We start from the raw sequence: 13,452 nt of genomic DNA, 5'->3' as shown, positions 1-13,452 counted from the left end.
GCTCTTGTTCACAGATCTTACTCTGTAGTGTATGGCAACAATGCGATTTGACGGGAACGTTTAACCGCGATTGTAAGCAAGCGTTGGTATTTCGCGCTTGTACCAGTTACACGACGAGGAAGAATTTTTCCGCGCTCACTGATGAATTTGCGAAGCAAATCCGTATCTTTATAATCAATGTGAGTAATTTTGTTTACTGTGAAGTAGCAAACTTTGCGACGTTTGTTGCGTCCGCCACGGCGGCCGCCGAATTTCTTCTCGCCACGCTCTTCATTGTTATCTCTTTGCTTGAAGCTCATTCGTTGTCAGTCCTTTCCAATTAAAATGGCAAATCATCATCCGATATATCGATCGGTTTTCCGTCATCCGAAAAAGGATCCTGGTTGCTACGCGATGTATTCCGGTTGCTTCCTTGATTGCTTCCGCCGCCAAATCCGCCACCGCCGAAACCACCTGAGCCTTGAGCCTCTTCGCGAGATCCGCCGCCTTCACGATTGCCAGACTCCAAGAAACGAACATTATCTGCAATAACTTCCGTTACGTATACACGTTTACCTTCGTTATTGTCATAGTTACGAACTTGGATACGCCCTTCTACCGCGGTTAAGCGACCTTTACGCAAATAATTCGCGCAAGTCTCTGCAAGTTGTCTCCACGTAACGACTGGAATGAAATCCGCCTCACGTTCGCCGCCTTGGTTCGAGAACGGACGATCTACCGCAATGGTGAATTGAGTCACTGCAACACCAGCTGGCGTGTAGCGCAATTCAGGGTCACGCGTTAATCGACCGATAAGAATAACACGGTTTAACATCCAATCCTCTCCTTCAACGTTCAATTACATAAGCTTGTCTCAATTAAGCAACATCTTGAGTGATCAGGTAACGAATGACTTCATCGGAAATCTTCATCACACGCTCAAGTTCCGCTACAACAGCTGGTTCAGCTGTGAAGTTAACTAGGACATAGTGTCCATCACGGAACTTCTTGATCTCATACGCAAGACGGCGTTTACCGAGCACATCGTGCTTTGTAATCTCTCCACCACCGTTGGAGATGATGCCTTGGAATTTCTCGACTGCTGCTTGAACAACTTCTTGCTCAATATCAGTACGAATAATGTACATCACTTCATATTTGCGCATATTTTTCACCTCCTCTTGGACTTAGCGGCCCTCAATTCAAGATTGAGAGCAAGGGGCACGAGTCGAACTCGCACCCAAATAGTGTACCAAATTCAGTCACGACCTGCAAGTGCCGGTTTGTGGCAGCTTCCTGCGGGAACAATTCTCCATTCATGTTCAGCATCGCTTTGACTCACAATAATGTGGAACGCACTTATCCTGAAGGAGGTGGCCCGCATGGGCGAGAGAACAGAATTCGAACCCGGTGACAAAGCGCCGAATAACGGCTGGTACATGGAGGTTGGTGAAGCCAGCTTCCACACAGAGATCCAAGATCCGAAAATGATCGAATTGAAACGCGGTGATACATTCCCCGAGACGACGAACAAGGACCGGAAGTGGAAGAAGAAGCACCACGCAATGGTACACTAACGACACGAACGAAAAAGATGAAATAAGATATGCATAATCTCTCTTCGTTCGGTCCATAATACTTTTGTCGGTACAAGCGAGGTGTGGTTCCATTGAACAATTCAGTTGAACATGAACACGAAGAAGGATATCTGTAGTTACTCAGCATAGAAAGCGAGTGGATGTGCTAAAGACTACCGTCTGCAACACATGGTACATGCTTAACATGATGTAGTGATTCTCTGTATTCTAAAATCGACTATCGTACCGGCAACCAGATAAAGGACCCGCAAGGGTCCTTTTTGGCGTATCGAGAAATAAATGCTTTTTAGCAGTTATTTTTCAGTTTCAAACCTTATTCCGGCTATTAAATGCTTTTTAGCAGTTATTTCGTATTCTCGAGCGACTTTCCAGCTAATTTGCTGCTTTTTTGCAGTTATTTTGCGAGGTTGGCCTACTTTTTCTCCGAATTAACTGCCTTTTTGCAGTTATTTTGTGAGCACGCCCACTTTTTCTCCAAATTAACTGCTTTTTAGCAGTTATTTCGTATTTTCAGATCACATTTCCACCAAATAGATGCTTTTTAGCAAGTATTCCTCTCACTACTCCCCATTTTCCACCGATTCAAAAAAAATAAAAAGTGAATGCATATATTTCTGGCCAATGTCCATAATAACTCTTGTCGGTGCAAGCGAGGTGTGGTTCCATTGAACAATTCAGTTGAACATGAACACGAAGAAGGATATCTGTAGTTACTCAGCATAGAAAGCGAGTGGATGTGCCGCAGGCTACCGTCTGTAACACCCTAGAGATGAATTGCTTCACAGCAATCCGTCGAACAAGCTAACAATGATGATGTATCACAAGAGTTCCAACTAACTGACCACCGATACCAGAAAAGGACCCTTAAAAAGGTCCTTTTTGGTTTCTAACAGAGATTAATGCATAGATACCTTCATCTCTTGTTTCTCTACATGTACGCGGCGGATGAAGAAGGCTAGAACCAGTCCTACAACCGCAATAATTAATCCGAATAGGAACGAGTGCTGCGCCCCCATAGTCATCCCCTTCACTATCTCCATCGGATCCTGAGGATTCGCAGATGTCTTCAGGTAGTCGCTAGTGCCGTGCGACAGTATACTGACAGCAACCGCCGTACCAATTGCCCCTGCGACTTGCTGCAATGTATTCATAACGGCTGTTCCGTCCGGATACATCGATGGCGGCAATTGATTCAGACCATTCGTCTGCGCCGGCATGAACACCATCGAAATACCAATGAACAGACATGAATGCAGTACGATAATAAGTGCGATCGCAGATGTTGTCGTAAGACTTGTGAAGAACCACAAGCAGACACCTGCAATGATTAGACCTGGAATAACTAGCCATCTGGGTCCGTACTTATCGAACAGCTTGCCCATGACAGGCGACATTAATCCATTAAGAATACCGCCGGGCAATAAGGCAATACCGGCCGTGAACGCCGAAAGCCCCATCCCATTTTGCATATAGAGCGGTAAAATCAGCACGGTAGAAAGAATGATCATCATGCAGATTAAGACCATTAACGTACCGACCACGAACATCGGATATTTGAACACCCTTAAATCCATCATCGGCTTCTTCATCGTTAACTGGCGGATCGAGAATAAGATGAGCGCCGCAATACCAGCGCCAATCGTTATAAGCACGATCGGATTGCTCCACCCTTCCTCACCCGCTTTACTGAACCCGAATACAATGCCGCCAAATCCAATCGTCGATAAAATAATCGAGAGAATATCGATCTTAGGCTTCGTAACGGTCGAGACATTCTGCATATAGGCAATCCCGAACAAGAGCCCGATGACAAGGAACGGCAGAGAGATCCAGAAGATCCAGTTCCAAGTCAAATGTTCAATAATTAACCCCGCTGCCGTTGGTCCCACTGCCGGTGCGAACATGATCACAAGGCCAATAACCCCCATCGCTGCGCCCCGCTTCTCTGGCGGGAATATCACCAAAATCGTATTAAACATTAGCGGCAGCAGCAGCGCTGTCCCTACCGCCTGAAGTACGCGCGCAATGAGCAGTACTTCAAAATTCCCAGCAAGCGCCGCAACCAGCGTCCCTGCGATGGAGAATGATAATGATGCAACAAATAACTGCCTTGTCGTAAACCATTGAAGTAATAAACCGGATACTGGCACGAGAATACCTAGCGTCAGCAGGAATCCGGTCGTGAGCCATTGCGCCGTCGCTGGCGTGATGTGTAGAATCTCCATCAACTGACTGAGTGCGATATTCAGCGCCGTCTCACTGAACATGCCGACGAATCCACTAATCAAGAGTGAGATCATAATCGGCATGACCTTATATGATTTTCCTTCCGTTTGTGTTGTAGCTTGCATAGCAGCTTCCATATTCCTATCCCCCAAATCTTTTCTGTCTAATCCTTCTTAATTGCTCTCGCTTATCAACAGCAGTGGAATCAGATTCGACGCATTAATGAGCGGATTCGCGTCCCGGTACGTCAATGCCAGGACAAAAGAACCCTCGAGCAATGAGAAAACCCCCATAGCAATCGATTCCGCCCGCTTCTCTTCATGTCCTTCCTTCAGGAGACGTTCCACCATGATTGATTTCCACATATCGAATGTATCCTGACAGGCTTCCCGCAATCGATTGCTAATACAAGATGTCTCTACAGCATTCCAGAAGCAGCTTGGCGGAACGCCTTGGAATTGCTGCCGTTCAATTTCCTGTACAAGGCCTAAGAAAAATGCCTGTACACCCGTAACAAAATCATTCGACGCTGTGAAGTTGCTCCGCAGAATCTCTGCTGTATGCTTCCGCTGCTGTTCAATGCATACCTGAGCCAGCTCCTCTTTTCCGTTCGGAAAATAATAATAGAGCGAACCTTTGGGCGCTTGGCTTTCCTGAATAATTTGGTTCAGCCCTGTCGCATGATATCCTTGCACGAAAAATAAGCGAGTCGCAATCTCGACAATATGATCACGCGTTTTTGGTTTTACCCGCATCAAAACCCCTTCTCCTCGATCAGAATTATAACAATCGGTCTATATATAATATTTGTTTAAGTTTGCAAATGTCAAACATTTGTTCTTCTTTTACAAAACAAAAATAAAGCCCTGCACTCATCATGTGAATACAGGGCGGTTCGTTTCTTCACCGTAGGAATTACCTATTCCGCTTGATTGTCCCAATTTCCGTTGTTATTGTCAGAATTATTATTATCATAAGTCAAGTTCGTATTGTCTGGAATCACACGGCGCGCCGTCACGAAGGTCTTATCCCATGTGCTGCCTTCAAAATTGGAAATCGCCACACCAATACCTACACGATACGTGTGAAGCAATCGGCCGTCACCCATATAAATACTTACGTGATTAATGATGCCGTCATGATTCGTATCCGAGAATACCAAATCCCCAGCACGAAGGTCACTCTTCGCTACGCGCGTACCTACTGTCGCTTGTTCACGCGAAGATCTCGGAAGATCAATCCCGTTCTTCTTAAATACATATTGCGTAAAAGACGAGCAATCAAATTGATCCGTTCTTCCAGCCTCAGCACTAAATTTATAAGGGACACCTAGAAACTTCTCGCCTGTGTTCATAACTGCCATTGCAACCGTGTAACTGTTCGTCGTCGGAGCTGCTTGTGCGGATGGAGCTGGAATGATTAGCCCCGCCGACAAAGTAATCGAAAGACTAAGCATCATAGCAACCGCTGTTTTATGAATACGTTTGTTCGTTGGATTTTTCATGTTATTCCTCCTCATCGTCTGCACAATGTTTTATTTTTGTAAACTTTTAAGCTCTGTCGTTAACCACACGCTTACTGTAACATATAACGCGATTCCATGATGTACCACCGTTTGGTTAACCCTACGCCGCGCAACACATTCCTCTTTATTATTAAAAAATGATGAAAATTTCTTAACTTCTTTATGCTTGACATCACAAAGTCGTGCCCCGCCTAAGTTGTACTTCCGTTTCAATTATGTTATGACTATAGGAAAATAGAAAACCTAGATAACGGAGGAGACAGAAATGTTACAGAAACCTGCAGCAATGATTTTTGACCTCGACGGTACGTTATTTCAGACAGAGACAATCGTAATTGAAGCATTCCATCTTACATACGCCAAGCTTCGTGAGGAGAATCTATACCATGGAGACGTACCGGCCGATCAAGATATTCTTGGCTGCCTCGGCATGCTCCTTGAACATATATGGGAACGGCTCATGCCGAAAGCTTCCTTGGAAGTAAGAGAACGTGCGAATGAGCTAATGCACGAATATGAGAACGCATTAATGGAGCGTGGTCAAGGAAAACTATACCCTGGCGTGGCTGAGACGCTTCAGGCGCTCAGAGACCAAGGGATTCGCCTATTCGTCGGCAGCAATGGGCTGGAAGGCTACGTGAAGGACGTTACGCGTCATATGGGTATTGATCACTTATTTGAGCGTTTATATAGCGCAGGGGAATTCCAGACCGCAACGAAGGTAGACCTCATTCGGATCCTCCTAGAGAACCATCAAGTCCCTACGGCATGGATGGTCGGAGATCGTTCATCGGATATTGAAGCCGGCAAAAAAAATCAGATCACAGCCATTGGCTGCGACTATGCAGGCTTCCGCAAGTCCGGCGAATTAGAAGGCGCTGACGCCATCATTACTTCCTTCGATGAACTTTTACACCTCATTCGTTCTTAACAAGATTAGAGCCACCGCAATTTTCATGCGGTGGCTCTTTTATTATGCTCCGGTATAATGTAGTGAGGCTTCTCGTAAAATAGGCGTTCCTTCGCTCTCCGTCACCTCGATGATCACACCGCGAATATAGACGGCAGGAATTCGGATAATCGCTTTATGTCCCATATTGATGCCTTCATATACCTGGACAGGCTTATGTGTCTTCTTAGAGATAACCGTGACAGTAAATCTGCGGACCCGCTCCCCTTGCTCCAGGTTCTCCTGCAATACGACATGATCAATCAAGTGCGGCTTGTCCGTCTGATATACCCATTTCCCTGGCTTCTCTTCTACGAATGTCGAGGTGTCCGCAATAGGCTGCCCGAATCGGCGGCGAATCTCTGCCCCCATCTGCTGCACTCTCTCGACATCGATGGCTGGCAGTAACCCTTCACGGTCCGGTCCGATATTTAACAGCAAATTCGTTCCCCGGCCCACGGAATGATAATAGAGTCCCATTAGTTCATCGAGGGATTTCAATGTATCTTCATTCTGATCACTATAGAACCAGGTTGACCGCAGCTGTACGTCACATTCTGCTGGCAGCCAGTGCTGGCCGCTAAGCTCATCTTCCCCTTCTGAGAGAATCGACCATTCAATGGCGTCGGTCACATTCCACGTTGGTATTGGCGCAATGCCGTCTTCGTTCCCAATCCAGCGGAAATCAGGATCCCCGATATTGAAGATAAGAATGTTCGGCTGTAGACGGCGAATTTCACGGATAATGCGCGGCCAATCATATTCATGCCCTTCCGACCCGCAGCCATCGAACCATAGAATATCGATATCGCCATAATCGCCGAGCAGCTCCGTGATCTGGTTCACGAAATAATCATCATAGGCCTTCGCGTCCTGCGTGTAGAAATCAGCTGAACCATCGAACGGAGAATAATAAAGTCCTGGCTTAACATCATTTTTACGGCATGCCTCGACGAACTCGCGTACGACATCCCCTTGCCCATTTTTCCACGGTGAATACGCAACAGAGAACTTCGTATATTTGGATGGCCAGTTCGAGAATCCATCATGATGTTTCGCTGTCAGGACGGCATATTCCATCCCCGACTCCTTCGCATTGCGGATCCACTGCTCACAATCTAGATTTGTCGGCATAAAAACTTCTGGCGTCATCGGTCTTTCATCGAAATCCACATACCCCTCATAGAATGTCCGTAGACCGAAGTGAAGAAATAACCCATACTCCCAGTCTTGGAACTGAAGCTGCTTAACTTTAGGTACAACCGTCGTTTTGCTTAGCATTGAAACCTCTCCTCTTGTCCTTTGGATGTGTTGTACCTGTATGTACGCGTTTTCAGGGAAATAGTTCCTCTCAATCACATAACATTTTTGGATAAAACAAAAAGAAACAACATAAATACCCGTTAAAGTCTTGGAATGTGTTGTTTCTTGGACACGAATCTGTGATAAACGCAACAAAAAACCTCTCTAATGAATAGAGAGGTTGAATTTATCATATGAAGGTGGCGGAAAGAGTGGGATTCGAACCCACGCACGCCTTGCGACGCCTAGCTGATTTCGAGTCAGCCCCCTTGGGCCTCTTGGGTACCTTTCCGCAGCAAAATTAATTCTATCACACTTTTTGACATTCTGCAACAGGATTGTCCCAAAAATTATTCTGTGGGCGGTGTGATCTGCTTCGTATTGCGAAGCACCTTCTTCATATTCTTCTCGAATTTCTGTCTTGGGATGAGAACACTGTGCTGACAACCGACACATTTAACCCGGATATCCATTCCCATCCGAATAATCTCCATTTCATTGGTTCCGCAAGGATGCGGTTTCTTCATCTGTACGACATCCCATAGTTCGAATTGTTTGCGTTCCACGTCCTATCCCTCCCTCTCTGATCGGTGATACGTCACCATCCGCGGATATGGAATCTCAATGCCATGCGCATCAAGCAGCCGCTTCATTTCTATATTAATAAATCGTGCTACACCAGCTTGTGTATATGGCTTACATTCCGCAATGATCCGAATCTTTACATCTGATGCGCTCATCATTTGTACACCGAGCACCTCGGGAACTTTTACGATATCGAGATTACGTTCCTTCAGTTCCGGCATCGCCTTCTTCATAATTTCCATGGCCTCATCCACATTTTCTTCATAGGCAACGGATATATCGATAAAAGCTACGGAATTGTGTAAGGAGAAGTTCGTCACCTCATTGATCATTCCGTTCGGGATAATGAACACTTCTCCCGTCCAGCTCTGAATGCGTGTCGAGCGTAGACCAATGACTTCAACAGTCCCCCGATTCTTATTCACTTCGATCACGTCACCGACAGCGAATTGATCCTCGAAAATAATGAAAAACCCTGTAATGATATCTTTGACAAGACTCTGTGCCCCGAACCCAATCGCAAGCCCGAGCACCCCGGCCCCTGCTAACACCGGTCTTAAATCTACAATATTCCACTCACTAATGACCATAAGGATCATCACGAAGTTAATAACATATGTCGTGACATTTTTAAGCAATTTCCCGATCGTAATCATCCGTCTTGGTGTGAACTGCAATCGAGTGTCGCCCTTCTTAATAATCAGATGGTTAATTGCCTTATGAAGAACACGAATCAATACACGGCATACGATAATGATAAGGAGGACTTTAATAATCTCCCACATCATATTTTCCCACAGTTCGGGGTTCGTCACGGGTCCCCAGATCTTCTTCTGGAACCAGTTCAAATTCTGTTCAATGATTTCTCCTGTCTCTTCGGCAAGCGCATAATAAGCCACTACACCACTCCCTATCCCATTGTACTACATATCTACGAATACATATTCATGCTCTTGCTGTCTAAAAATCCCCCGGATCTCTACCTGCTCATCTCTGATCGTTTTCTTCACCAATTCAACCTCTTGTGCTGGAAAATGAATCGATAATGCACATCCTGCCGTAATCTCCTTCGGTGTTGGACATATATCGATCTCGATATCTAAGAACTCCAAGAGCATCTCCGTTCGCAATGCCTGTTGGGTCGAATCAAATGCAATCAGCATCCATGTCCCCATGATTCTGCCTCACTCTCTCTATAGAATGGATTCTTCTACACTTCGAAGTATAAATCCGCTCTTCCATCCATATACTAGGAATACAAATCATAGACGGAGGTTAATCCCATATGTCCTTTTCCCTGTATTCTAGCCGGATCAAAGAACTACCTTCTCTCAAAATCGCGCATACCGAATCTCACATTCATGCAGCCGTCACGAACAGAATAGTAGATTTCCTGACCCCCATTCCTGCTGAGAGTACGATTACGGTCGTTTGTGTAGGTACGGATCGATCTACAGGCGACTGTCTAGGACCTCTCGTCGGAACCGCTCTCTCGAAATTCAACAGCCCTCTATTCGAGATTTATGGAACACTGGATCATCCGGTTCATGCCGTGAATTTAAGCGATACATTACAGTACATCGAATCCTCTGTCAAGAATCCGTTCATTATCGGCATTGATGCATGCCTCGGCCAGACGACCAGCGTCGGGAATATTCAAGTTGCTTCTGGACCGGTCCGACCTGGTGCAGGCGTACACAAACAATTGCCGCCTGTTGGCGATATGCATATCACAGGGATCGTCAACGTTGGCGGCTTTATGGAATACTTTGTCCTACAGAATACCCGTCTAAGCCTCGTCATGAAGCTGTCGGATATTATAGCGAACAGCTTATATATGGCCATCAAACAATGGCATCATCGGCTCAATTCTTACGCTGGGCGAGATTAAGTGCCTCCATCTCTTCCGGAGATAAAGGATATTTCGATTCGCCTTGCTCCACCGGCTTGGCATACACATATGTGTTCTCACGACTATGAAGGGCACTGAGAACGATACCATCCTGCTCATCATTTACAATGGCTAAGGAGAAGCTGAGATCGCTGCCATTCCCTTGAAAAGGATTATATCGTAGAAATCCTACGTTAGATTTCATCTTCTTCATTTGCTGATGAATTCCACTTACTTGCTTCGTATGCTCACTCTGTTCTTCTCGTAATGCATAAATATGTTCTTTCATCTCGATGATGATATTCTCAAGATCATTTACGCCTGTGCCTTCCATCATGAGATCGTACTTGCGTCTCAATTTCTTCAGCTTCACCGCTTGTGCGATGAACATGATCAATAAGACGACCATCAGTAAAACCATTACACCCATTATCATCCACTGCATTTGTTCTAACGTCATCGTGTCCATCTCATCTGTTCTCCCCTACCGTGCAAAATCCTCAATGATCTGTTTAACTGCCGCAATAACGGCATCGATATCTTCTTCTGTTGTCGCATAGCCTACGCTTGCACGCACAGCCCCTGTCTCTAGCGTTCCAGCTGAAGCATGCGCCAGAGGTGTGCAATGCATCCCTGACCTTACTGCAATGCCATATTCGCGATCTAGGCGAAAAGCCAGCTGTGATGCTTCAATGCCTTGGGCGATAAAGGAGACGATCCCCGTCCGCGGTTGATCCTTGGGCGGGCCGAGCAATTGAATGCCCTCTATCGCTTCTAACCCTTCCATTAACAACCTCGTTAGCGACCATTCTTTAGTATGAATTTTTTCGACGGTCTCATTCAGAATAAATTTGACGCCTTCATTTAATCCTGCAATTCCAACCGTATTTGGTGTTCCAGCTTCGTAACGATCCGGCCTTACTCCTGGTTGCTCCATGTCCTCTGACCGACTGCCTGTCCCCCCGCGCATAAGCGGCTCCAGATCAACGTGAGGGCCGATATAAAGCCCGCCAGTCCCTTGAGGACCCAGAAGTCCTTTATGCCCAGGAAAGGCCAACAGATCGATCCCCATGCGTTCTACGTCGATCGGCAGAATACCAGCCGACTGCGCTGCATCGACCAGCAGCATAACACCTCGTGTTCGCGTAATCTGCCCAATCTCTTCGACTGGCAAGATCGTCCCAAGTAAGTTCGAACTATGACTGCAGACAACCAATTTCGTGTGCGGCTGAAATGAAGCCTCGAAATGTTCCATATCCAGATTGCCCGCAGCATCCGTCTCCAGATACGTCACTTCCACACCAAGCGTACGACGCAAATATTCCAAGGGTCTGCGTACCGAATTATGTTCGATAGAGGTCGCGATCACATGGTCTCCTGATGACAATAGACCATTGATAGCCATATTAAGCGCCATCGTCGTATTCATGGTAAAGGCAATGTCATTCGGGTTTCGAATTCCTAATAATTTTGCTAGATTTCTTCTTGTCTGAAAGATCACGCGACTAGCTTGAACCGCCATTGTATGACTTCCCCGACCTGGGTTAGCCCCGTACATTTGCATTGCATTTTGCATAGCTACGACGACCTGATCAGGCTTGGGCCAGGATGTTGCTGCATGGTCCATGTAAATGACGCGTTGCTGTTCTGAATTTTCCACGTATCGCACCTCTCTTCTCCCCAAAAAAAGAATAGCATACCTAAGTGTAATCCTTCGCTCAGAAGAATTCAATGGCATGCTACTTGGTGACATCTATACGAAATTTCGTTAGCCTAACAACTCTAACAAACGTTCCAAATCTTGCTGACTATAATAGGCTAGTTCAATTTTACCTTTATCTTTACTCGCCTTAATCTTAACCGTTGTTTTGAATCGTTCACGCAAGGATTCTTCAATTTGATGAATGTATGGATCACGCTTTTTGGCCTTCGGTTTTTCTTTCACCGCTGTTGCTTTTGCGTTTAAGTTCTGAATGGCTTCCTCTAATTCCCGCACACTCCATTCATTACTAATCGTTTGTTTGGCCAATTCTTTTACCTTACCAACATCTTTGACCCCCGCAATAGCACGAGCATGTCCCATCGATAATGTTCCACGTGAAACATAATCTTTCACTTCTTCAGGTAATTGAAGCAACCGAAGGAAGTTGGCAATATGTGAACGCGACTTCCCAACCTTCATCGACAATTCTTCTTGCGTTAAGGAGAACTGATCCATTAACCCCTGATAAGCAACGGCAATCTCAATTGCATTCAGATTCTCACGTTGGAGGTTCTCGATGAGGGCAATTTCCATCACTTGTTGGTCATTGAAGTTACGAACGACAGCTGGAATCGTAGCATTCCCGCATAATTGCGATGCACGGAAACGGCGTTCCCCTGCGATGATCTCAAAGCCCTTCAACACACTGCGAACAATAATAGGTTGAATAACGCCATGCTGCTTAATCGATTCTGCTAATTCTTGAATCGAAGCTTCATCAAATGCTTTGCGCGGTTGATACGGGTTGGGACGTAATTGACCTAGCATAATTTCGATTACTTTGTCATCTTCATGAATAGACAATGATGGAATAAGTGCATCCAACCCTTTACCTAGACGTTTACTCACTTGATATCACTTCCTTTGCAAGCTCCAAGTACACTTCCGCACCTTTCGATCTCGGATCATACGTAATAATTGACTCACCATGCGAAGGGGCTTCACTCAGCCTAACATTGCGAGGAATAACGGTTTGATATACTTTTTGCTGAAAATATTTTTTGACCTCTTCAATTACCTGAATACCTAAGTTCGTACGAGCATCGAACATCGTAAGTAAGACACCTTCAATTTGAAGGGACGTATTTAAATGTTTCTGAACAAGCCTCACTGTATTAAGCAGTTGGCTCAATCCTTCTAACGCATAATATTCACATTGAATCGGGATAATGACCGAATCCGCTGCGGTTAAGGAGTTAATCGTAAGAATACCGAGCGATGGCGGACAATCGATAATAATATAATCGAACATATGCTTCACCAGATGAAGCGACTTCTTAAGACGAACCTCACGAGATATCGTAGGAACCAATTCAATTTCAGCCCCTGCTAGCTGAATCGTTGCCGGCAGAATACTTAGCCCTGTGATTTGAGTTGGAAGAATCGCATCCTTCGGATGCACATCATTAATAATGACGTCATAGACGCAATTTGTAACATCAGCTTTATTCACACCAATCCCGCTTGTTGTATTACCTTGCGGGTCAATGTCAACCAATAAGACACGTTTGCCTAGCGTGGCAAGTGCAGCTGATAAATTTACAGAAGTCGTTGTTTTACCAACGCCCCCCTTTTGGTTGGTTACCGCTATGATTTTAGACACTCATTCTCACCTCAAATTTATCAACAAGAAGA

General features: G+C 45.5%; 17 protein-coding genes and 1 tRNA gene. 3 read left to right on the top strand and 15 right to left on the bottom strand.

The annotated features are described in order from the left end of the window. Nucleotides 1-17: 17 nt before the first annotated feature. From rpsR to rpsF, 3 genes are read right to left on the bottom strand one after another with little or no spacing between them, the layout of a single operon-like run. Nucleotides 18-299, bottom strand: a complete 282-nt coding sequence (rpsR, locus tag GCU39_RS24360; protein ID WP_078498027.1) for a 30S ribosomal protein S18 — start codon at nt 297-299, stop codon at nt 18-20. A 20-nt stretch (nt 300-319) separates the two neighbouring features. Then, complete coding sequence (gene ssb / locus GCU39_RS24355) at nt 320-814, bottom strand: single-stranded DNA-binding protein (protein WP_152395826.1); 495 nt, start codon at nt 812-814, stop codon at nt 320-322. A gap of 43 nt (nt 815-857) precedes the next feature. Then, the gene (gene rpsF, locus GCU39_RS24350; RefSeq protein WP_152395825.1) at nt 858-1,145 is read right to left on the bottom strand and encodes a 30S ribosomal protein S6; all 288 of its coding nucleotides are present in this window, start codon (nt 1,143-1,145) and stop codon (nt 858-860) included. A gap of 216 nt (nt 1,146-1,361) precedes the next feature. Between rpsF and GCU39_RS24345 the strand changes: the two genes are divergently transcribed. Beyond that, nucleotides 1,362-1,556, top strand: coding sequence for a YjzC family protein (locus tag GCU39_RS24345; RefSeq protein ID WP_152395824.1), 195 nt, complete (start codon nt 1,362-1,364; stop codon nt 1,554-1,556). Nucleotides 1,557-2,473: 917 nt separating this feature from the next. Here the strand turns inward: GCU39_RS24345 and GCU39_RS24340 are convergent. The 3 genes from GCU39_RS24340 to GCU39_RS24330 form a co-directional block, all read right to left on the bottom strand. After that, a complete protein-coding gene (locus GCU39_RS24340; RefSeq protein ID WP_152397412.1) occupies nt 2,474-3,928 on the bottom strand; it encodes a DHA2 family efflux MFS transporter permease subunit in 1,455 nt (484 codons plus the stop codon). 48 nt (nt 3,929-3,976) lie between these two features. After that, nucleotides 3,977-4,558 (bottom strand): TetR/AcrR family transcriptional regulator, encoded by a 582-nt coding sequence (locus GCU39_RS32410; protein ID WP_152395823.1) that lies wholly within the window; start codon nt 4,556-4,558, stop codon nt 3,977-3,979. Nucleotides 4,559-4,722: 164 nt separating this feature from the next. Beyond that, nucleotides 4,723-5,307 carry a C40 family peptidase gene (locus GCU39_RS24330; RefSeq protein ID WP_152395822.1) on the bottom strand — a complete coding sequence of 195 codons (585 nt, stop codon included), beginning with the start codon at nt 5,305-5,307 and terminating at the stop codon, nt 4,723-4,725. A gap of 286 nt (nt 5,308-5,593) precedes the next feature. On the opposite strand from GCU39_RS24330, the gene GCU39_RS24325 reads away from it, so the two are divergent. Continuing rightward, nucleotides 5,594-6,259, top strand: coding sequence for an HAD family hydrolase (locus tag GCU39_RS24325; protein ID WP_152395821.1), 666 nt, complete (start codon nt 5,594-5,596; stop codon nt 6,257-6,259). Nucleotides 6,260-6,301: 42 nt separating this feature from the next. Here the strand turns inward: GCU39_RS24325 and GCU39_RS24320 are convergent, their stop codons facing one another. From GCU39_RS24320 to GCU39_RS24300, 5 genes are all read right to left on the bottom strand, one after another. After that, nucleotides 6,302-7,558 carry an alpha-L-fucosidase gene (locus tag GCU39_RS24320; protein ID WP_152395820.1) on the bottom strand — a complete coding sequence of 419 codons (1,257 nt, stop codon included), beginning with the start codon at nt 7,556-7,558 and terminating at the stop codon, nt 6,302-6,304. A 222-nt stretch (nt 7,559-7,780) separates the two neighbouring features. Next, nucleotides 7,781-7,871: transfer RNA gene (locus GCU39_RS24315), tRNA-Ser, on the bottom strand. 58 nt (nt 7,872-7,929) lie between these two features. After that, complete coding sequence (locus GCU39_RS24310) at nt 7,930-8,145, bottom strand: DUF951 domain-containing protein (RefSeq protein WP_152395819.1); 216 nt, start codon at nt 8,143-8,145, stop codon at nt 7,930-7,932. 3 nt (nt 8,146-8,148) lie between these two features. Further along, nucleotides 8,149-9,063 (bottom strand): mechanosensitive ion channel family protein, encoded by a 915-nt coding sequence (locus GCU39_RS24305; RefSeq protein ID WP_152395818.1) that lies wholly within the window; start codon nt 9,061-9,063, stop codon nt 8,149-8,151. Between the two features lie 24 nt (nt 9,064-9,087). Beyond that, entirely contained in the window at nt 9,088-9,339 is a 252-nt protein-coding gene (locus GCU39_RS24300) for a putative Se/S carrier protein (RefSeq protein ID WP_152395817.1), read from the bottom strand. 110 nt (nt 9,340-9,449) lie between these two features. Here GCU39_RS24300 and yyaC point away from each other — a divergent pair, with 110 nt between their 5' ends. After that, nucleotides 9,450-10,055: a spore protease YyaC gene (yyaC, locus tag GCU39_RS24295; protein WP_152395816.1), complete on the top strand. Its 606-nt coding sequence runs from the start codon at nt 9,450-9,452 to the stop codon at nt 10,053-10,055. Here yyaC and GCU39_RS24290 read toward each other — a convergent pair. The 4 genes from GCU39_RS24290 to GCU39_RS24275 all read right to left on the bottom strand — a co-directional run bounded on the left by GCU39_RS24290 (nt 10,030) and on the right by GCU39_RS24275 (nt 13,420). After that, nucleotides 10,030-10,524: a DUF4446 family protein gene (locus tag GCU39_RS24290; RefSeq protein WP_152395815.1), complete on the bottom strand. Its 495-nt coding sequence runs from the start codon at nt 10,522-10,524 to the stop codon at nt 10,030-10,032. The genes yyaC and GCU39_RS24290 overlap by 26 nt on opposite strands. A 15-nt stretch (nt 10,525-10,539) precedes the next feature. Then, nucleotides 10,540-11,682, bottom strand: coding sequence for an aminotransferase class V-fold PLP-dependent enzyme (locus GCU39_RS24285; RefSeq protein WP_152397411.1), 1,143 nt, complete (start codon nt 11,680-11,682; stop codon nt 10,540-10,542). 141 nt (nt 11,683-11,823) lie between these two features. Beyond that, nucleotides 11,824-12,666 (bottom strand): ParB/RepB/Spo0J family partition protein, encoded by an 843-nt coding sequence (locus GCU39_RS24280; protein ID WP_152395814.1) that lies wholly within the window; start codon nt 12,664-12,666, stop codon nt 11,824-11,826. Next, complete coding sequence (locus GCU39_RS24275) at nt 12,659-13,420, bottom strand: ParA family protein (RefSeq protein ID WP_152395813.1); 762 nt, start codon at nt 13,418-13,420, stop codon at nt 12,659-12,661. Before GCU39_RS24275 ends, GCU39_RS24280 begins: the two co-directional genes overlap by 8 nt. Between the last annotated feature and the right edge of the window lie 32 nt (nt 13,421-13,452).

It is taken from the genome of Paenibacillus guangzhouensis, assembly GCF_009363075.1.
GTDB lineage: Bacteria > Bacillota > Bacilli > Paenibacillales > Paenibacillaceae > Paenibacillus_K > Paenibacillus_K guangzhouensis.
The sequence above is the reverse complement of the archived record's forward strand: the minus strand, read 5'-3'. Positions and strand labels throughout refer to the sequence as shown.

Coding starts and splice junctions, on each gene's coding strand:
- rpsR (WP_078498027.1), bottom strand. CDS start 299: ATGAGCTTCAAGCAAAGAGATAACAATGAAGAGCGTGGCGAGAAGAAA.
- ssb (WP_152395826.1), bottom strand. CDS start 814: ATGTTAAACCGTGTTATTCTTATCGGTCGATTAACGCGTGACCCTGAA.
- rpsF (WP_152395825.1), bottom strand. CDS start 1,145: ATGCGCAAATATGAAGTGATGTACATTATTCGTACTGATATTGAGCAA.
- GCU39_RS24345 (WP_152395824.1), top strand. CDS start 1,362: ATGGGCGAGAGAACAGAATTCGAACCCGGTGACAAAGCGCCGAATAAC.
- GCU39_RS24340 (WP_152397412.1), bottom strand. CDS start 3,928: ATGCAAGCTACAACACAAACGGAAGGAAAATCATATAAGGTCATGCCG.
- GCU39_RS32410 (WP_152395823.1), bottom strand. CDS start 4,558: ATGCGGGTAAAACCAAAAACGCGTGATCATATTGTCGAGATTGCGACT.
- GCU39_RS24330 (WP_152395822.1), bottom strand. CDS start 5,307: ATGAAAAATCCAACGAACAAACGTATTCATAAAACAGCGGTTGCTATG.
- GCU39_RS24325 (WP_152395821.1), top strand. CDS start 5,594: ATGTTACAGAAACCTGCAGCAATGATTTTTGACCTCGACGGTACGTTA.
- GCU39_RS24320 (WP_152395820.1), bottom strand. CDS start 7,558: ATGCTAAGCAAAACGACGGTTGTACCTAAAGTTAAGCAGCTTCAGTTC.
- GCU39_RS24300 (WP_152395817.1), bottom strand. CDS start 9,339: ATGGGGACATGGATGCTGATTGCATTTGATTCGACCCAACAGGCATTG.
- yyaC (WP_152395816.1), top strand. CDS start 9,450: ATGTCCTTTTCCCTGTATTCTAGCCGGATCAAAGAACTACCTTCTCTC.
- GCU39_RS24290 (WP_152395815.1), bottom strand. CDS start 10,524: ATGGACACGATGACGTTAGAACAAATGCAGTGGATGATAATGGGTGTA.
- GCU39_RS24285 (WP_152397411.1), bottom strand. CDS start 11,682: ATGGACCATGCAGCAACATCCTGGCCCAAGCCTGATCAGGTCGTCGTA.